17 protein-coding genes are annotated in these 18,678 nt (G+C 65.7%); 10 read left to right on the forward strand and 7 right to left on the reverse strand.

The genetic code is table 11. The features are described from left to right. Positions 1–29: 29 nt before the first annotated feature. Positions 30–713, reverse strand: a complete 684-nt coding sequence (locus tag ACZ1I5_RS21800; RefSeq protein ID WP_465171323.1) for an endonuclease III domain-containing protein — start codon at positions 711–713, stop codon at positions 30–32. 175 nt (positions 714–888) lie between these two features. Here ACZ1I5_RS21800 and ACZ1I5_RS21805 point away from each other — a divergent pair, with 175 nt between their 5' ends. Next, positions 889–1,410 (forward strand): YciE/YciF ferroxidase family protein, encoded by a 522-nt coding sequence (locus ACZ1I5_RS21805; protein WP_465171324.1) that lies wholly within the window; start codon positions 889–891, stop codon positions 1,408–1,410. A gap of 44 nt (positions 1,411–1,454) precedes the next feature. Here ACZ1I5_RS21805 and ACZ1I5_RS21810 read toward each other — a convergent pair whose 3' ends face one another. The 3 genes from ACZ1I5_RS21810 to ACZ1I5_RS21820 all read right to left on the reverse strand — a co-directional run bounded on the left by ACZ1I5_RS21810 (position 1,455) and on the right by ACZ1I5_RS21820 (position 3,548). Beyond that, positions 1,455–1,763 carry an alkylphosphonate utilization protein gene (locus ACZ1I5_RS21810; protein ID WP_465171325.1) on the reverse strand — a complete coding sequence of 103 codons (309 nt, stop codon included), beginning with the start codon at positions 1,761–1,763 and terminating at the stop codon, positions 1,455–1,457. Between the two features lie 3 nt (positions 1,764–1,766). Then, a complete protein-coding gene (locus tag ACZ1I5_RS21815; protein ID WP_372856315.1) occupies positions 1,767–1,895 on the reverse strand; it encodes a hypothetical protein in 129 nt (42 codons plus the stop codon). A gap of 567 nt (positions 1,896–2,462) precedes the next feature. Then, positions 2,463–3,548, reverse strand: coding sequence for a phospholipase A (locus ACZ1I5_RS21820; RefSeq protein WP_465171326.1), 1,086 nt, complete (start codon positions 3,546–3,548; stop codon positions 2,463–2,465). A gap of 88 nt (positions 3,549–3,636) precedes the next feature. On the opposite strand from ACZ1I5_RS21820, the gene hisN reads away from it, so the two are divergent. Next, positions 3,637–4,419, forward strand: coding sequence for a histidinol-phosphatase (gene hisN, locus ACZ1I5_RS21825; protein ID WP_465171327.1), 783 nt, complete (start codon positions 3,637–3,639; stop codon positions 4,417–4,419). Between the two features lie 7 nt (positions 4,420–4,426). On the opposite strand, the gene ACZ1I5_RS21830 is transcribed toward hisN, so the two are convergent. Further along, complete coding sequence (locus tag ACZ1I5_RS21830; RefSeq protein ID WP_465171328.1) at positions 4,427–6,604, reverse strand: AsmA family protein; 2,178 nt, start codon at positions 6,602–6,604, stop codon at positions 4,427–4,429. A gap of 157 nt (positions 6,605–6,761) precedes the next feature. Here ACZ1I5_RS21830 and rpmI point away from each other — a divergent pair, with 157 nt between their 5' ends. The 7 genes from rpmI to ACZ1I5_RS21865 all read left to right on the forward strand — a co-directional run bounded on the left by rpmI (position 6,762) and on the right by ACZ1I5_RS21865 (position 14,013). After that, positions 6,762–6,965 (forward strand): 50S ribosomal protein L35, encoded by a 204-nt coding sequence (gene rpmI / locus ACZ1I5_RS21835; protein ID WP_272623764.1) that lies wholly within the window; start codon positions 6,762–6,764, stop codon positions 6,963–6,965. Between the two features lie 17 nt (positions 6,966–6,982). Continuing rightward, a complete protein-coding gene (gene rplT / locus ACZ1I5_RS21840; RefSeq protein WP_272623763.1) occupies positions 6,983–7,348 on the forward strand; it encodes a 50S ribosomal protein L20 in 366 nt (121 codons plus the stop codon). Positions 7,349–7,421: 73 nt separating this feature from the next. After that, positions 7,422–7,913 (forward strand): GNAT family N-acetyltransferase, encoded by a 492-nt coding sequence (locus ACZ1I5_RS21845; protein ID WP_465171329.1) that lies wholly within the window; start codon positions 7,422–7,424, stop codon positions 7,911–7,913. Beyond that, a complete protein-coding gene (gene pheS / locus ACZ1I5_RS21850) occupies positions 7,910–9,064 on the forward strand; it encodes a phenylalanine--tRNA ligase subunit alpha (protein WP_465171330.1) in 1,155 nt (384 codons plus the stop codon). Before ACZ1I5_RS21845 ends, pheS begins: the two co-directional genes overlap by 4 nt. After that, on the forward strand, positions 9,061–11,436 hold the full coding sequence (gene pheT / locus ACZ1I5_RS21855; protein WP_465171331.1) for a phenylalanine--tRNA ligase subunit beta: 2,376 nt from the start codon (positions 9,061–9,063) through the stop codon (positions 11,434–11,436). Before pheS ends, pheT begins: the two co-directional genes overlap by 4 nt. A 111-nt stretch (positions 11,437–11,547) precedes the next feature. After that, complete coding sequence (locus ACZ1I5_RS21860; RefSeq protein WP_465171332.1) at positions 11,548–12,423, forward strand: aldose 1-epimerase family protein; 876 nt, start codon at positions 11,548–11,550, stop codon at positions 12,421–12,423. 18 nt (positions 12,424–12,441) lie between these two features. After that, the gene (locus ACZ1I5_RS21865; RefSeq protein WP_465171333.1) at positions 12,442–14,013 is read left to right on the forward strand and encodes a peptide chain release factor 3; all 1,572 of its coding nucleotides are present in this window, start codon (positions 12,442–12,444) and stop codon (positions 14,011–14,013) included. Between the two features lie 127 nt (positions 14,014–14,140). Here ACZ1I5_RS21865 and ACZ1I5_RS21870 read toward each other — a convergent pair whose 3' ends face one another. Both ACZ1I5_RS21870 and ACZ1I5_RS21875 read right to left on the reverse strand, forming a co-directional pair. Then, positions 14,141–15,385, reverse strand: coding sequence for a spinster family MFS transporter (locus tag ACZ1I5_RS21870; protein WP_465171334.1), 1,245 nt, complete (start codon positions 15,383–15,385; stop codon positions 14,141–14,143). Positions 15,386–15,467: 82 nt separating this feature from the next. Beyond that, the gene (locus tag ACZ1I5_RS21875) at positions 15,468–17,831 is read right to left on the reverse strand and encodes a TonB-dependent receptor (RefSeq protein WP_465171335.1); all 2,364 of its coding nucleotides are present in this window, start codon (positions 17,829–17,831) and stop codon (positions 15,468–15,470) included. Positions 17,832–17,955: 124 nt separating this feature from the next. Here ACZ1I5_RS21875 and ACZ1I5_RS21880 point away from each other — a divergent pair, with 124 nt between their 5' ends. Further along, entirely contained in the window at positions 17,956–18,648 is a 693-nt protein-coding gene (locus tag ACZ1I5_RS21880) for a TetR/AcrR family transcriptional regulator (RefSeq protein WP_465171336.1), read from the forward strand. The last annotated feature ends 30 nt before the right edge of the window (positions 18,649–18,678 follow it).

The raw sequence follows: 18,678 nt of genomic DNA on the forward strand, positions 1-18,678 counted from the left end.
CCCGGCATGTCCGAACCCGGCCGCGCCTGTCAATCGTGCCGTGACGGACAGTCGGCCGCGAGCGGGCAGGCAGCGCATTCGGGCGAATCGAACCGGCAGATCGTCTGGCCCAGATATTTCATGACGATGTGGAAGGACAGGAAGTCGTCGCCGCTCCAGCCCGGCATGGCCGCGGTCACTGTCTCGCTCGCCGTCCGCGCATCCGCGGCTTCGGTGACGAACCCAAGCCGTTGCAGGATGCGCAGCACATGGCTGTCGACAATCATCACTGGCCGCGAAAGCGTGCTGGCGTTGAGCGTCGACGCGGCGACCTTGCGTCCGACGCCCGGAAGCTGCTCGAGCCACGCCAGAGCGTCGTCGAGCGGTGGTCGGCCCAGGAAGGCGAGGTCGCAATTCCCGCGTTCCCGCTCGATCTGTCGGAGGGCGCCGACCAGCCATCTGGCCTTGTTCGGCGCGAAGGTGACGTCGGCGATAATGTCCTCCACCTCAGCTGGCGTGGCGGCGGCGATTCCGGATGCGGATCCGAAACAGGCCCGCAGACGATGATAGGCGGCCAGCGATACCGGATCGCGCGTTCGCCCGCTGATCAGCGATTTGACGAACTGACCTGTTGGCTTGCGGCGTGCCGGGAGGCCCAGGCCGTCCAGCACCGGCCCAAGCCGGTCGCGCCAGCGGACGATATCCCCGGCCAGGAAATCGAAGCATTGCTGCATACCCGCAGAATAGAACATAATAAGAACACAGGCAAGCTTAGCGAGGTTCCGGAATCGCACTGATGCAGATCAAGCCGCTGATATCGCCCGCAACCTTGATTGCATCGTGGACGTTTCACCGCTGCCGCTTGGCGCCCCCTGTGGCCGGACCGGCCAATATCAATGGAGACGAGACATGGGACTTTTCACCAAGGATATAGAGACGCTCGACGACCTGTTCGTGCATACCCTGCAGGACATTTATTACGCTGAGCACCAGATCACCAAGGCATTGCCCAAAATGATCGAAAAAGCGACCGCAGCCGACCTCAAGGCCGGCTTCGAGACTCATCTGCGCGAGACAGAAGGGCAGATCGCCCGGCTCGAGCGCGTTTTCCAGATGCATGGTCGGGAGCCGAAGGCAGTGACCTGTCCGGCGATCGACGGCATCATCAAGGAAGCCAACGAGATCGCCGGCGATATTGCCGACAAGCAGGTGCTCGATGCAGCGCTGGTCGCTGCGGCGCAGGCCGTCGAGCATTATGAGATCACGCGGTACGGCACCTTGATCGCCTGGGCGAAACAGCTTGGCCGCGCCGACTGCGCGAGCGTGCTCGCCGAAACCCTGGCCGAAGAGAAGGCGACCGACGAGAAGCTGACGGCGATGGCGGAAAGCACGCTCAACGCCCAGGCCGAGCTGGCCGAAGCCGACGCCTGATCGACGGCGGCGCGGGCCGGCCCGGCCGGCCCGGCCGGTCCGCGTCAGCGCTTGCGCACGAACTCCGCGCGCAGCACCAAGCCCTTGATGCCCTCGTACCGGCAGTCGATCTCCTGTGGATCGCCGGTCAGCCGGATCGATTTGATCAGGGTGCCGCGCTTCAGCGTCTGGCCGGCACCCTTCACGGTCAGGTCCTTGATCAAGGTCACCTGGTCGCCATCGGCGAGCAGATTGCCCACCGAGTCGCGCACTTCGACGATATCGGCGTCGGCCGATAGCGCCTGCGCAACGGCAGCGCTGATCCATTCACCGCTTGCTTCGTCATAGACGAAATCGTCGTCGTCACTGGCCATGGATCAGCTCTTGATCGTGGTCATTTCGACGGCCTTGCCCTTGCTCGAAGGGTTCGACGCGTTGGCCTTGGGGGCTTTTTCCGCCTTGGGCTTGCGGACTTCCTTGTTCGATTTTTTCTGGCTCTTGGCCATGGCGGCGGTTCCTTATCGGGCGGATGCCCTGGCGGAACGCTACACGCTTCGCCCCCGCTACGCCCGCATTATCGCTGCGGGCGGCGGGGCGGGTCCTCAGCCGATCGCGCCGACGGCGGCGTACTGGCCGAGGATGAGGAGGGCGGTTGTCGCGAAGGACGCGAAACCGATCACGAGGGAGCGAGTCATTTTACGGTCTTTCTCTGGGTCTGCGTCCCGGTTCAGACGACCGGGACGACGGGGACGGCTGCACTGACCATCAGCGCGGTGAACAGCAGCGCACCGAAGAACGAGAGCGCGAGGTTCTGGACATTGTGAAAACGGACGGACATTGTTTCATTCCCTGATCTTGGCGATCCGGACCATCCGGCCGCCGATGCCAGGATGATTGCATCGAGCGTGCCAAACTCGCAAAGCATTGAAATTGCTGGGTCAAGCTATCCGGCCTCTTCCGGAATCGGAAAAACGGCGGAATGATATTGGGATTTTGCGCCAATAATTGGCGTCCCTGATGCGCAGCGCGCGGCAGGTTTTAGCTCGGGCGGCCGCCCATCGCGGGCATTGCGCCTAGCGGGTGAAGGCGATGCCGATCCGGGCATGGGTGTCGCGGCGATTATAGTCGGTCAGCGCCTCGCCATAGCCGGTGAATGCCTGGCCGAAGAGATAGATATGCGGCAAATCGTCGGAAATGGAGGCGAGCGGATAGGACAGATAGGCCTCCGCCGCGCCCTTGCCGGTCCCCGGATTGCCGCGACCGGTCACCGACAGCTTGATGCCGTCCTTCCGGCCGATCGAGGCAGTGAGCGTGCTATAGCCCCAATAGCGGTCGAGATCGGGGGCGGCCCCCTGCTGTCCGACATAGAACCAGGCCTGGGGCACGAGCTGGAAGGTCCAGCCGTCGCCGAGTCTGAAATCCTTGGCGGCGCGAACGAACACGCGATTGACGTCGATCGAGCCGCCTACACCCAGCCCGTTCGAATCGTGGCGATAGCCGCCACCGACCGTCGTCGTCGGGTCGATCGGCATGTCGACATAGACTTCCGGACTGTAATTGGTCGCGCGGAACGGGCCGGAGGGCTCCCCCAGCGCCCAGAACATGGTGTGGGTATAGGCGAAGGTGAGATTGGGGCCGTCTTCCCGGCCCAGCGCGCGGAAGGCGAAGCTGAATTGCAGCTTGGCGCCGGCATCGCCCAGGCCGGCCGCGCCGTAAATCGGCTCGTGCGGCCGGAAGCGATCCCAGAAGCCGCTCGACGAACCCGAGGAATCCGTGACGACCCGTTCGACCGTCGCGACCTGAACCGGGGGCGTCACGGGCGCGTCCGCCTCAATGGCCTGGGCGGTCTCGGCTGGCCGGGCCGGCGCGGCGGCGGCTAGCCGGTAATGCAGCCTGGCGAATGCGCCGGGCTGCACGGTCAGCACTGCGTCGGGCGTGATGATCAGCCGCAAATGGGCACCGTCCCTGGCGATGGTCTCGATCTCGGCCGGGCCCTCGGCCGGTGCCGCGGCAGTGCCCTCGTTGAGCAGGAACACCTCGACGCCCTGCCGGGCGGCCTCGGCCGAGGCGACCGGCTCGACCAGCGGGCGGAGCTGAGCGGCTGCGGGGGCGGCGAGGAGCAAGATCGTCGCGGCGGCGGGGATCGTCAGGATGCGCATTCGCAAAGTGTTGCCAGCCGATTGTTACGGACGCGAGTCCGAACTGACCGGGCTGGCGCGGCGCGAGCGGCCCGGCTAGGCGATAGCCATGCGAGTCACCGATGCAGAGATCGCCTTTGCCGAAACCCTTGCCGGCCTCGCCGGGGAGGCGATCCGGCCCTATTTCCGCAACAGCCATGGGCTCGAGGCCAAGGAAGACGCCTCGCCCGTCACCCTTGCCGATCGCGCCGCCGAAGCGGCGATGCGCGCGGCGATCGAGGCGCGCTTCCCTGACGATGCGATCATCGGCGAGGAATATGGCGTGCGCGAGGGCACGAGCGGCCGCGCCTGGGTGCTCGATCCGATCGACGGTACCCGCGCGTTCATCTCGGGCCGCCCGATCTTCGGTACCCTGATCGCGCTGGTCGCCGATGGTTGGCCGGTGCTCGGCGTGATCGACCAGCCGATCCTGCGCGAGCGCTGGCTCGGCGTGATCGGCCGCCCGACCCTGTTCAACGGCAAGCCCGCGGCCACGCGCAGTTGCCCCGAACTGTCGAAGGCGCTGCTTGCGACGACCTCGCCGGCGCTGTTCGGCGACGATCAGCTCCACGCCTTCGAACATCTCGATTCGGCGGTGATGAGCACGGTGCTCGGCGGCGATTGCTATAATTATGCCTGCCTCGCCTCGGGCTGGCTCGACATCGTCGTCGAAGACGGGCTGAAGCTGCACGATTTCGCGGCGCTGGTGCCCGTGGTCGAGGGCGCCGGCGGGCGCATGTGCGACTGGTGGGGCGATCCGCTCACCGCCGACAGCATCGGCGAAGTCGTCGCGGCGGGCGATCCGGCACGGATCGAGGATATTCTGGAAGCCCTGGCCTGTCGCGGGCACTGAGTTCGCGTCAGAAGATCCCCAGGAACTTCTTCTTCTGCTCCTTGCGCTCCTGCGGCGTCTTTTTCCCGCTTTCCGCCTTGGCCGTGGTGCCATGGCCGACATCGTCGCGCGGCAACCCCTTGGTGGTGCGTTGCGCTCTGGCGGTCGCGCCCGACAGTACCGGGCCACACGCCGCGCTCTTGGCATCGCCGATATCGACAAAGGCCAGGATACCCGCGATCGGGCTCGCCACCACCGCAAGGCCGAGCCCCGCGCCGGCTCGACCGATCAGCTCCGGGCTGATCACGTCGATCGCCGGCTTGGCGAAATAGCCGTTCAGCCCGACCGGCGACTGGGCGGAGAACAGGCTGAACTTCTTCGCATCCGCGCGGAAGGCGAGGTCGAGCGATTCGTTCCGGAAGCTGAATCCGCCGCGACCCAGAATCACGTTCTTCTTCGTGTCGATCAGGATCGGGTCCGCCGCCGCGATGCCGCGTCGCACGGTAAAGGCGATCAGCCCGCAATTGATCCGCACCGGTTCCTTCAATTTCCCCTCGAACATCTTCTGGACAAAGGTGCCGATATCGAGCTCGGACAGCTGCACGTTGCGCGTCCAGAAACTGCCGGCCGGAATGATGATCGCGATCCGACCATTCGAGGTCGACAGCGATTCGTGGACGGTATCGCCGTCCCCGGTCAGCTGAATCCGTGCCTTCACCGTGCCGCTGGTGCCGGCCTCGTCCACCCCATAGCCAGCCAGCAGAACGCCCATCGGCGTCGGCGACAGGCGGATATCGTAATCGGTGTGCACCACCGGCTGGCGCGCATTGATCTTGATGTCCGACGACACATGCCCGCGCGCCATGTCGAAGGTCAGCGGCGATAGCGTCAGCAGGCTGTTGTCGAGCCCGAGCGTCAGGTCGATGTTCGACACCGGCACGCTCTTCGCCCGCAGCGACCGCACTTTGTACTGCACGGCCGCATCGAAATTGCGCAGCGCCTCGACGCGCAGGGTCGCATCGGGCAGCAGCCGCGGCGCGCCGCCGACCTGCGTGATCACACCCGCCTTGCCCCGGGCTGCGACCTCATCCGGGTTATAGCCGATGAACGGCGCCACATCGACGATATCCAGGGTGCGGGTCGCCAGCGCCGCGGTAATCTTCAGCCGGGGCTCGATCATCGCCACCGTCAGCTTGCCACCGATATCGCTGTCGCCGAAATGGCCTTTCAGCCCCGTGAAGCGATACTCGTCGCCGACCTTGGTCAGCGCCGAATCGAGCCGATAGGAACGGGTCTCGGGCACTGCCACGCCGATGATGCTGAACAGATCGGCGATGTTGGTGCCGCGCGCGGTGACCTTCAGGTTCGCGCCTTCGATTCGCGTCGGCGCGTCGAGCGTGCCTGAAACGTCGATTGCGGTCCGCGCCGCCTTGATATGCATTTCGAGCTGGTTCTTGCCGTTGGTCACGGTGGCGTTCGGCGTCAGCATCGCCCCATACAGCGTGAAGGGCGTCGTCCGCTCGATACCCTTGCCGGTGAACTGGATCGTATTCTCGAACCGCGTGTCGCTCGCCTTGATCGTCTGGAAAGCGAGATCGACTGATAACTGCAGCCTGGGATCGACATAGCGCAGCGTGGTCCCCGAAACGGTCGCACGGCGGATCAGCGGCATCTCGAAGGGTTTTCCCTTGCCCTCGCTGAACGTCCAGGTGTTGCTCTTGCGGTCCTTGCTCCATTCCAGATCCACCGCGCCGTCGAGCATGTCGAGCCACCGGATCCGGCGATTGCCGAAGATCAGCGGGAAGGTGGCGATTCGCGTATCGATTCGCTTTGCCTCGAACAAATTGGGTTTGGACGCCCAAGCCGGATTGGAGATCGTCATCCCCTCGGCGACGAAATGGATGGTGATCGGATCGAAATAGAGCTGGAAGTCGCCCGGCACCTTCACCGTGCGGTGTGTCATCGCCGCGACGGTCCGTTCGAACGGATGCTTCAGGAACCGGCCCTTGGTGATGTACAGGATCAGCCAGGCAAGGAAGATCGTGCCGATAACGCCAAGCACCACGTTGCGCACGATTCGCCATGGCTTGGAAAGCCGCCGCCCGGTACTTGGCGTTTCCGCGGCCGATTCGGTCGCGACGGGCGGTTCTTCGACCCTATCCGCAGCCGTTTCTTCGGCGGGGTTGGTTTTAGGCGGCAAATCCATCGCCCTCCAACCGTTCGCGCACGCCGCAAGTTCCAAAAGGTTGCATTCCACGGGGCATGCCGCTATGCGCCCGCCTTTCCGCGAGTAAGAGGAACTGCCCGGCCGGTATGGGCTGCCGTGGCCGTTCATAGATCGTCGCGAATATGAGGAGACGAAAATGCCCAAACTCAAGACGAAGAGCGGCGTGAAGAAGCGCTTCACGCTCACTGCCACCGGAAAGCTGAAGCATGGCGTCGCCGGCAAGCGCCACCGCCTGATCAGCCACAACGGCAAGTATATCCGCCAGAACCGCGGCACCTCGGTCCTGTCCAAGGCAGACACCGCAACCGTGAAGGCCTGGGCGCCTTACGGTCTGAGCTGAACTGGAGGATATAGAGAATGGCACGCGTAAAACGGGGTGTAACCACCCGCGCAAAGCATAACCGGATCCTCGATCAGGCGAAGGGCTATTATGGCCGTCGCAAGAACACGATCCGCATCGCCCGTCAGGCCGTCGAAAAGGCCGGCCAGTACGCCTATCGTGACCGCAAGGTGAAGAAGCGCTCGTTCCGGGCGCTCTGGATCCAGCGCATCAACGCGGCCGTCCGCGTTGAGGGCCTCACCTATGGCACCTTCATGCACGGCCTGAAGCTCGCCGGCGTCGAACTCGACCGGAAGGTCCTGGCCGACATCGCGATGCACGAAGGTGCTGCGTTTAGCGCCATCATCGCGCAGGCGAAGGCGGCTCTGCCCCAGGCCGCCTGAGCGACCTGTAGCGACCGAAATTTGGGGCGCGGGTGGTTTTCCACCCGCGCCCTTTTCGTTGGGAATCGAGTTGATGATCACGCTCCACCCCATGACTGACCGTGACTATGCCTGGCTGCTGGGCGAGGAATCGCGCGCTGACGGGCTGGTCCAGTGCGAAGGGGGCATCGCCCCGCCCGAGGTCAGCGCCATGCTCCGCGGCGTCACGGCGCAGGTCGCCGCGACGACGGACAAGCCGACTGCCTGGCTGATCGCCGAGGGCGACATGGTGGTCGGCATGACCAGCTTCACCAGGCGCGACGAGGATGGCCGCTACGAGATCGGCTATGGCATCGCCCCGACGCATGAAGGTCGCGGCGTGATGACGCAGGCGCTGGCTGCCTTGCTGCCGATCCTGCGCGAACACGGACATCCCGGCTTGACCGCCGGGACGAGCGTGGACAATCCGGGCTCGCAGCGCGTGCTCGAAAAGAACGGTTTCGTTCGTACCGGCACGCGCGACGATCCGGAGGACGGCGCGCTCATTCTCTGGGCGATCGACCTTGATACGAAGAGGGCTGCATGACCGATCTCGACCAGTTGCGTGACCATTTGCTCGCTGCCGTGGAAGCGTCGGGCGGGCTCGACGCGCTCGATACGGTGCGCGTCGGCGCGCTGGGCAAGCAGGGCACGATCACCGGCCTGCTCAAGACCCTGGGCGGCATGTCGCCCGAGCAGCGCCTCGTCGAGGGCCCGCGCATCCAGGGGTTGCGCGAAGCGGTGACGGTCGCGATCGCCGACAAGAAGGCGGCGCTCGACCGTGCCGATCTCGACGCGCGCCTCGCCCGCGAGACGCTCGACATGACGCTTCCGGCCGACGGAGTCGGTGCGGGCAGCGTCCATCCGGTGAGCCAGGTGATGGATGAGCTGGCGGAGATTTTCGCCGATCTCGGCTTCGCGGTCGCGACCGGCCCGGAGATCGAGGACGACTGGTATAATTTCACCGCGCTCAACATCCCGGAGACTCATCCGGCGCGCGCAATGCACGACACCTTCTATTTCCCGGCGCAGCCGGAGGCGAGCACGGCCGGCGACGGGCAAAGCCCGTCGTCCGACGGCGAGCTTGGCTCGCCGCGGGCCGCGCTCGGTTCCTCGCGGATGCTGCTGAGGACTCACACGTCCCCGGTGCAGATCCGCGCGATGCAAGCGGCCGGCGGCAACAAGCCGATCCGCATCATCGCACCCGGTCGCACCTATCGCTCGGACAGCGACGCCACCCACACCCCGATGTTCCATCAGGTGGAGGGGCTGGTGATCGACAAGGGCATCACCCTCGGCCACCTCAAATGGACCCTGGAGACCTTTCTCAAGGCGTTCTTCGAGCGCGACGACATCGTCCTGCGCCTTCGCCCCAGCTATTTCCCCTTCACCGAGCCCTCGGCCGAGGTCGATGTCGGCTTCAGCCTCGTGAACGGCAAGCGCGTGATCGGCGGGTCGGACGGCTGGATGGAAGTGCTCGGCAGCGGCATGGTCCACCGCAAAGTGATCGAGGCCGGCGGCTATGATCCCGACGAATGGCAGGGCTTCGCGTTCGGCTGCGGCATCGATCGCCTCGCCATGCTCAAATACGGCATGGACGATCTGCGCGCCTTCTTCGACGGCGATATCCGCTGGCTGAAACATTATGGATTCGCGGCACTCGACGTGCCCACCTTGTCCGGGGGAGTCGGGGCATGAAGTTCACCCTGAGCTGGCTCCAGGAGCATCTGGAGACGACCGCAGACCTCGACACGATCGTCGAGGCGCTGACCCGTGTCGGTCTCGAGGTCGAAGGCGTGGAGAATCCGGGCGAGAAGCTCGCTGCCTTCAAGGTGGCGAAAGTGCTGACCGCTGCCCCGCACCCCCAGGCCGACAAGCTCCAGGTCCTCACCGTCGACGCCGGCGAGGGCCCGCTTCAGGTCGTGTGCGGCGCGCCCAACGCGCGCGCCGGCCTGGTCGGCGTGTTCGGCCTGCCCGGCGCGGTCGTGCCGTCCAACGGCATGGTGCTGAAGGTCGCGGCGATCCGCGGCGTCGAATCGAACGGCATGATGTGCTCCACGCGCGAGCTAGAGCTGGGCGAGGATCATGACGGCATCATCGAGCTGCCCGAAGACGCGCCGATCGGCACCGCATTCCCGGATTATGCCGGCCTCAACGATCCGGTGATCGACGTCGCCATCACGCCCAATCGCCAGGATTGCATGGGCGTGCGCGGCATCGCGCGCGATCTCGCTGCCGCTGGCCTCGGCACGCTCAAGCCGCTGAAGGTCGATCCGGTGGCGGGCGAAGGTCCCGGCCCCGACGTGCGCACCGACGACACGGATGGCTGCCCGGCATTCTTCGGCCAGACCGTCGCCGGCGTCACCAATGGCGAGGCGCCCGACTGGATGCGCCGGCGCCTCGTCGCGATCGGGCAGAAGCCGATCTCGGCCCTGGTCGACATCACCAATTATATGTCGGTCGATCTCGGCCGCCCGCTGCACGTCTATGATCGCGCCAAGCTGTCGGGCGGCCTCGTCGCGCGCCGGGCAAAGGCGGGCGAGACCGTGCTCGCGCTCAACGGCAAGACCTATGCACTCGACGAGACCATGACGGTCATCGCCGACGATGCCCATGTCCATGACATCGGCGGCATCATGGGCGGCGAGGAATCGGGCGTGTCGGCGGAAACGACCGACGTGCTGGTAGAATGCGCGTTCTTCGATCCCGACCATATCGCCCGCACCGGCCAGAAGCTGGGGCTGACCAGTGATGCCCGCGCCCGGTTCGAGCGCGGTGTCGATCCAGCCTTCCTCGAAGACGGCCTGGCCATCGCCACCCGGCTCGTGACCGACATTTGCGGCGGCACGGCCAGTAGCGTGACACGCGCCGGCACCCCGCCGGTGACGCCGCGCGTCATTGCCTATGACACCAACCGCGCCGAGACGTTGGGCGGCCTCGCCATCGCGCCCGACCGGCAAAAGACGATCCTCGAAAGCCTCGGCTTCGCGGTCGATGCCGGCTGGAACGTGACGGTGCCAAGCTGGCGCCGCGACGTGGACGGCTCGGCCGATCTGGTCGAGGAAGTCATCCGCATCGAGGGCATCGACAAGGTCCCGCCGGTTCCGCTCGATCGCATCCCCGGCGTCGCCACGCCGACGGCCACGCCCGAGCAGAAGCTCGAACGCCGCGCCCGCCGCGCGGCCGCCGCGCGCGGCCTCAACGAGGCGGTGACGTGGAGCTTCCTGTCCGAGGCCGAAGCCGCGCCGTTCGGCGGTGGCGCATGGAGCCTCGCCAACCCGATCAGCGAGGACCTCAAGGTCATGCGCCCGTCGCTGCTCCCCGGCCTGCTCGCCGCAGCCGAGCGCAATTTGAAGCGCGGTGCGCAGACCGTGCGCCTGTTCGAGATCGGCCGCCGCTATCTGGCTGACAAGGAACGCCCGACGCTCGGCGTGGTCCTCGCCGGCGAAGGCCGCCCGCGCGGCTGGCAGCAGGGCAAGGCCGTCCCGTTCGACGCGTTCGATGCCAAGGCGGAGGCGCTCGCGCTGCTCGCCGCGGCCGGCGCCCCGGTGGAGAATCTCCAGGTCATGGGGCCAATTGACGAAGCGTCGGGCGATGCCTGGCATCCCGGCCAGTCCGGCACCCTGCGCCTCGGCCCGAAGACGGTGCTCGCCGCCTTCGGCATGGTCCACCCGCTCACCGCCCGCGCTTTCGATCTCGACGGTCCGGTCGCCGCGGTCGAGCTGTATCTCGATGCGATCCCCGGCAAGCGCTCGGCCGGCTTCATGCGCCCGGCCTATGCGCCGCCCGCGCTGCAGGCCGTGCGCCGCGACTTCGCGTTCCTCGTGCCCGTCGATCTCGGCGCCGATTCGTTGCTCCGCGCCGTGAAGGGCGCGGACAAGGCGGCGATCACTGGCGTGCGGCTGTTCGACGTCTTCACCGGTCCTGGCGTCGACGAGGGCCAGAAGAGCCTTGCGCTCGAAGTCACGCTCCAGCCCGGTGAGAAGAGCTTCACCGACGAGGAACTGAAGGTCGTCGCCGACAAGGTCGTGGCGGCGGCGACAAAGCTGGGGGCGGTGTTGCGGGGCTGAAGCATCTGGCTAAGCGAGGCCTGTTTCCCTCTTCCGTTCGTTTCGAGCGAAGTCGAGAAACAGGCCTCATAGTCAGGCTTCTCGACTTCGCTCGAAGCGAACGGAGGTTTTGTGACGGATCTGATCGACATCGCCTCGTCGGGCCTCTCCGCCGCGATCAACCCGTTCGGCGCCGAACTCACCCATCTCCGCGACGCCGAAGGCCGGGAGCTGATGACCGATGCCGATCCGGCCTTCTGGACCGGCCACGCCCCGATCCTTTTCCCGATCGTCGGCCGCCTGAACAATGATGTGCTCCGCATCGACGGCACCGACTATCCGATGAAGCAGCACGGCTTCGCCCGCCGCATGCCCTTTACGGTGTTGGAACGGGCGCCAGACCGCGCCGTTTTCCGCCTCACGGACTGCGAAGAAACCCGCGCCGCCTATCCCTTCGCCTTCGCGCTCGACCTGGCCTACGTGATCGCTGGCACGACGCTTCACATCGAGGCCTGCATCGAAAATCGCGGAGGCGCTTCCATGCCGGCGAGCTTCGGCTGGCATCCGGCCTTTGCCTGGCCGCTACCCTATGGCGAGCCGCGCGAGGCGCATCACATCCTGTTCGACAGCGATGAGCCCGATTCGCTCAAGCAGATCGTTCCCGGTGGCCTGATCGGCAACATTCCGCGCCCGTCGCCGCTCGACGGGCGCATCCTCGCGCTGCGCGACAATCTCTTCACCGACGATGCACTGATCTGGGATCCGGTCCAATCGCGCCAGGTCACCTATGGTGCGCCGATCGGCGCACAGCTCGACATCGCCTTTCCCGACACCGCAAAGCTCGGCATCTGGACCAAGCCCGGCGCGTCCTTCCTCTGCATCGAGCCATGGCACGGCATCGCCGACCCCGAAGGCTATACCGGGGAGCTCCGCGACAAGCCCGGCGTCTTCGAGATCGCGCCCGGCGACAGCTGGACATGCGCACTGGGCGTGACGTTGCGCCCCTGACCCGCTAGGGGCGCTGCGATGACTGGAATTTCCGACCGCCGCACCTTCGCGATCATCTCGCATCCCGACGCGGGCAAGACGACGCTCACTGAAAAGCTGCTCTATTTCGGCGGCGCGATCCATCTCGCCGGCGAGGTGAAGGCGCGAGGCCAGAACCGGCGCGCCCGCTCGGACTGGATGAAGATCGAGCAGCAGCGCGGCATCTCGGTCACCTCCTCGGTGATGACCTTCGAGAAAGACGGCCTGACCTTCAACCTGCTCGACACGCCGGGCCATGAGGATTTCTCGGAAGATACCTATCGCACCCTGACCGCGGTCGATTCGGCGGTGATGGTGATCGACGCCGCGCGCGGCATCGAGGCCCAGACCCGGAAACTGTTCGAGGTCTGCCGCCTGCGCTCGGTGCCGATCATCACCTTCGTCAACAAGGTCGATCGCGAGGGCCGCGATCCGTTCGAGCTGCTCGACGAAGTCGCCGACATCCTGCAGCTCGACGTCTGTCCGATGAGCTGGCCCGTCGGCATGGGCAGCGATTTCGAGGGCGTGTACGATCTCTACGCCAATACGCTGAGCCAGCCCGAAGGCCCGTCGCGCGAATTTATGGGCAAGCCGCTGCGTTTCACCGGACTGGACGATCCCGCGCTGGCCAAGGTCCTTTCCGAGGATGGCCTGCAGAAATTGCGCGACGAGGCCGAACTGGCGCAGGGCGGCTATTCCACCTTCGATCCGGCGGCCTATCGCCGCGGCGATCTCACCCCGATCTATTTCGGCTCGGCGCTGAAGGATTTCGGCGTGGCCGAACTGATCGGCGCGCTCGGCCAGCATGCGCCGGGCCCGCGGCCCCAGCCGGCCCAACCCGACGCGATCGCGCCGGACTATGCCGAAGTCACCGGCTTCGTGTTCAAGGTCCAGGCCAATATGGACCCGAACCACCGCGATCGCATCGCCTTCATGCGGCTCTGCTCGGGCATTTTCAAACGCGGCATGAAGCTGACGCCGACGGGGCACGGCAAGCCGATCGCGATTCATTCGCCGATCCTGTTCTTCGCGCAGAATCGCGAGCTCGCCGACGAGGCGTTCCCGGGCGACATCATCGGCATCCCCAACCATGGCACGTTGCGGGTCGGCGACACGCTCAGCGAAAAGGCGACGATCCGCTTCACCGGCCTGCCCAATTTCGCCCCCGAAATCCTGCGCCGCGTCGCGCTCAAGGATCCGACCAAGACCAAGCAGCTTCGGAAAGCGCTCGACGACATGGCGGAGGAGGGCGTGACTCAGGTCTTCTATCCGGAGATCGGGTCGAACTGGATCATCGGTGTGGTCGGCCAGCTTCAGCTTGAAGTGCTGCTGTCGCGCCTCGACGCCGAGTACAAGGTCGATGCCGGGCTGGAGATGGCGCCGTTCGACACCGCCCGATGGGTCTCGGCCGAGAATCCCGCCGACCTCAAGGCGTTCATGGATCTCAACCGCTCCTCCATGGCCAAGGACCGCGACGGCAACCCGGTCTATATGGCGAAGACGGCCTGGGACGTGGGGTACGTGGCGGACCGCTACCCCAAGGTAAAATTCGCCGCGACGCGCGAGCGGTAGGCCTCAAGCAGAACGTCACCCCGGCCTTGTGCCGGGGTCCATCGTGCATCAGGCGCCGCGTGTCGTCATAAGGGGCAATGCTCGCCGAGACACGGATGCCGGAACAAGTCCGGCATGACGAACTGGGTCAGTCGACCCAATCCTTGCGCAGCGGCTTCGCCGCCAGCCACATCAGCAGCGCCGCCACCAGATACAGCACCAGCCCGATCAGCATCGAATAACGCAGCGCCTCGTCCCCGAACCGCCTGGTCAGCCCGTCGGACAAAGCCCCCAGCGCAAAGCTCCCAGCTCCCAGCCCGATCAGATTGTTGATGAACAGGAAGCTCGCCGACGCCGTCGCCCGCATGTGCGGCGGCACGAGATGCTGGACGGCGGTGATCACCGGCGCCAGCCAGACATAGGCCAGCGCCTGGGGCACCAGGAAGAAAAGGAACGCCGCCGTCACCGACGACGACAGGATGCCCGCGGCGAACAGCGGCACCGCGATGACGAAGGCGATCGCCGGCGCCCGCGCATAGGCAGCTCGGTCCTTCGTGCCGAACCTGTCGCCGATCATCCCGCCGAGCAGCACGCCCGGCACGCCACCGAGCAGCAGGATCGCGCCGTAGAAATAGGACACGTCCTGCAACTCGAGATGGAAGCTCCGCTTGAGCAACGAGGGCAGCCAGAAGGCGAGACCGTAGCCGAGCATCGAGCTGGCCGAGGCCCCGAAGGCAAGCAGCCAGAAGCTCGGCTTGCGCGCCAGGATCGCGAACACGCGCCGCACCGGCTCGGTTGCGGCGACGGTCCGGTCGCGCACCGGCTCACGCACCAGCAGGCGGAACAGCGGTGCGATCGCCACGCCCGCCAGCCCGACGACGACGAATGCCGCCCGCCAGTCGACCGTCGTCGCGATATAGCCGCCGAGCAGCACGCCCGCCGCCGATCCCAGCGGAATGCCCAAGGAATAAACTGCCAGAGCCCGCGCCCGGCTCTCCGGCGGAAAGGTATCGGCGATTACGGCGTAGGAAGGCGCGACACCCCCGGCCTCGCCCACGCCGACACCGAGCCGCGCGCCGAACAATTGCGCGAAATTCCCCGCCCAACCGCAGAGCGCGGTGAACCCGCTCCACACCCCTAGGCTGATCGTGATCGTCCAGGTTCGGCTGGTCCGGTCGGCGATCCAGGCAAGCGGGATAGCGAGGGTCGAATAGAGCAGGGCAAAGGCCAGCCCGCCCAGCACGCCGAGCTGCGTATCGGTCAGGCTCAGCTCCGCCTTGATCGCCGGCACCAGGATGCTGAAGATCTGCCGGTCGACGAAGTTGAAGGTGTAGACGAGCAGCAGCATCGCCAGCGCCAGCGCGCGATATCCGCGGGATTGGGTGTCGGTCATCGATCGCCTTTGCACCTGAAATGACGAGACCGGACGCTCTGTGCCGAGCGCCCGGTCCCGATGCCGTCTATCGTCGCGCGGTTCAGAACTTCACGGCCAGGGTCCCGAAGATCTGCCGCGGATTGCCGTAAAAGGCGGTGGCGATGCCTTCCTTGCCCAGGGTCGGCACATAGGGCCCGTTCGGCACCGGCACGTTCGTCGCGCTGATCGGGTTACCCGCAATGTCGGTGCGGATATATTGGTAGCCCGCCGTCTTGTAGTGCTTGTTGGTCAGGTTCTTGCCGTGGATGCCGATCGAATAGCGCCCGCGCTCGCCAAAGCTGTAGGTCAGATGCGCGTCCCACAAGGTATAGGCCGGCTGGTCGAGGAACGGGCTCGCCGTCTCGAACTGATGTGTCAGGCTGCGATAGGAAACGACGGTCGACGCATTGACCGTGCCCGAACCGACCGGGACGCTGGTGCCGAGCGTGCCCGACAGGGTCCAGTCGGGCGTGTTCTGGAACACGCGGACAGCGGCGACGTCAGTGCCGGTCGGGCCGATGAACGTCTTGTACTTGGCGTCCATATAACCGAGCGTGCCGGCGAAATAGATCGACGATCCCGGCCCGGCAAAGTCGCGCGCCAGCGTGGCGTTGGTCTCGAGCTCGACGCCCTTGATCGTCGCCTTCGCCGCGTTGGTGGTGATGCCGCAGAAGGACTGGACGCCGCCGATTACGCAGCCGACCGATCCCGGCACCTGCACATCGCTGTAATCGGAATAGAAGCCGTCCAGCGCCCAGGTCAGCCGGCGGTCGAATGCCGCGCCCTTCCAGCCGATCTCATAGGTCTTCACCACCTCGGGGTCGAAGGAGAGATAATCGTAGATGTCCTGATAGGTCCGGCCAACCGCCGGGTTGGCGATCGGCGACGAGGTGCCCGATCCACGCGGGTCGAAACCGCCGCCCTTGAAGCCCTCCGAATAGGACGCATAGAGCATATGGCCTTCGACCGGCTTGAAGCTGAGCGATGCGCGGGGGGTAAAGCGCTTGAACGTCGCCTTGCCGCGGAAATCCGTGGAGGGGGCGCCGACGATGGTCGGGTTGCCGCCAAATTCGGCGCTCTGGCCAAAATAGCTCGCCTTGAACACATAGGACTGGCGTTCGTCCCAGGTATATCGGCCGCCCAGCGACAGGCTGATCTGCGGCGTGAAATCATAAGTGAAGTCGCCATAGATCGAGCTGGTCTCGGTGCGGACATCGCCCTTGGTATTGGCGTTGAAGTTCGCGAGCGTCGTCGACAGCAGCACGTCGAAGGTCGTGCTCGCCTTGGCGCCGAGATAATAATAGCCGATCAGGCCGTTCAGCTTCTCGCTCTTGTAATGGAGCTGGAATTCCTGGCTGGTCTGCTCGTTGCGATAGACCGCGGGCACATCCACATCGACCGCGGGCAGCGCGTCGAAATCGATCGGCGTCAGCGACTTGTCCTTGCGCCAGGCGCTGATGCTGCGCAGCGTCAGATGGTCGGTCAGGTCGGCCGTCACCGCCATCGACAGGCCGCCGGCCTCGATGTCGTTCCTTGGATTGTTGAGCCCGGCGCGCGTGTCATAGACGTTGGATTGCACCGGCGCGCCCGACAACAGGCCCGGGATCAGGCGATACCCGTTGCGCGCGTTCGACTTGTCATGCGTGTAATCGCCGGTGATCCGGACGAACAGGCGCGAATCCGGCGAGTTGAACTCGACGGTGCCGCGGCCGGCCCAGATATCCTTGTTGTAATTGTCGATGTTCAGGTTGGTGTTCTGGCCGAAGCCACCGCGCGACAGCCGCGCGCCCGACACGCCGACCTTCAGCATGTCGCCGATCGGGGTGGAAACGCTGACGATGCCGTCGGCCTGGTCATAGGAGCCATAGGTGGCCTTCAGGCTTGCCTCGAAATGGTCGGGCAGCTTCTTGGTGACGTATTTCACCGCGCCGCCGATCGTGTTGCGGCCGTACAGCGTGCCCTGCGGTCCGCGCAGGATCTCGATCCGGTCGACGTCATAGATGTCGAGCACCGCGGCCTGCGGGCGGTTGAGATAGACATCGTCGAGATAGATGCCGATGCCCGCCTCGAAGCCGGGGACCGGGTCCTGCTGGCCCACGCCGCGGATGAAGGCGGCGAGCGTGGAGTTGGTGCCGCGCGCGTCCTTCAGCGTGGTGTTGGGGGTGATGTTCTGCAGGTCGGTGAGATCGAGCGCGCCGTTGCGCTCCAACTTCGCCGCCGAAAAGGCGGTCACCGCGACCGGCACGTCGAGCAGCGTCTCTTCGCGGCGGCGGGCCGTGACGACGATGTCGGCATCGTCGCCGGGCGCTTCGGCTGCCTGGGTCTGGTCCGCCGGCGCATCCTGCGCCATGGCGGGCGCGGCCGTCAGCGCGGCGATCGCGGCGCCGGCATTGAGCAGCGTGCGCATGGAATAATGGCGTGTCATGAAGATCTCCCCTCCTGCGGCGCCGCTTGCATGCGCCCGGTCTGTTACCGGGTTGTGCGCCAGTCGAAGGCGCTATACTGAAACATGAACCAGGTTTCAACTTGGGAATGGGAGGGAGCCGCAAATGGCGGGTGAGCGTGGCCAACCGGCAACGGTCGGGACTGGCGTCGAGGCCAGGGATCAGACAGGTCTTTCAAGGGGCGATACCGCGCTGGCGGCCAGCGAGGGCAAGGCCCCGCGCACCGAGCGTGGGCGCAAGACGCTGCGTTCGATCCTCGACGCCGCCGCCATCGAGTTCGGCGAAAAGGGATTCCACGAGGCCTCGATCAGCGGCATCACACGCCGCGCCGGCGTCGCGCTGGGCAGTTTCTACACCTATTTCGATTCGAAGGACGCGGTGTTCCGCGCGCTGGTGCGCGACATGTCGGATCAGGTGCGTGACTTCGTCGCCCCGGCGATTCGCGCCGCGCCCGACCAGATCGCGGCCGAGCGCGCCGGTCTCCGCGAGTTCATCGCCTTCGTGCGCGGCCACAAGGAAATCTACCGGATCATCGACGAATCCGAATTCGTCGATCCGGAAAGCTTTCACCTCCATTATGCGGTCACCGCCGATCGCATCGCCGCCCGGCTCAAGGCGGGGGCGGCGCGCGGCGAAATCCGTGCCGACGTGTCGGAAGTCCATGCCTGGGCGATCATGGGCATGAACGTGTTCCTCGGCCTGCGCTACGGCGTGTGGGAAGACGATGCCTCGCCCGATCAGGTCGCCGACTCGGTCGCCGAGATGCTCGCCAGGGGCATAGGAGTCGCCCGAGGGTAGACAGCCTGCCTCGCCAACCCTGAACCCACC

Source organism: Sphingomonas sp. BL-S-30 (genome assembly GCF_055521475.1).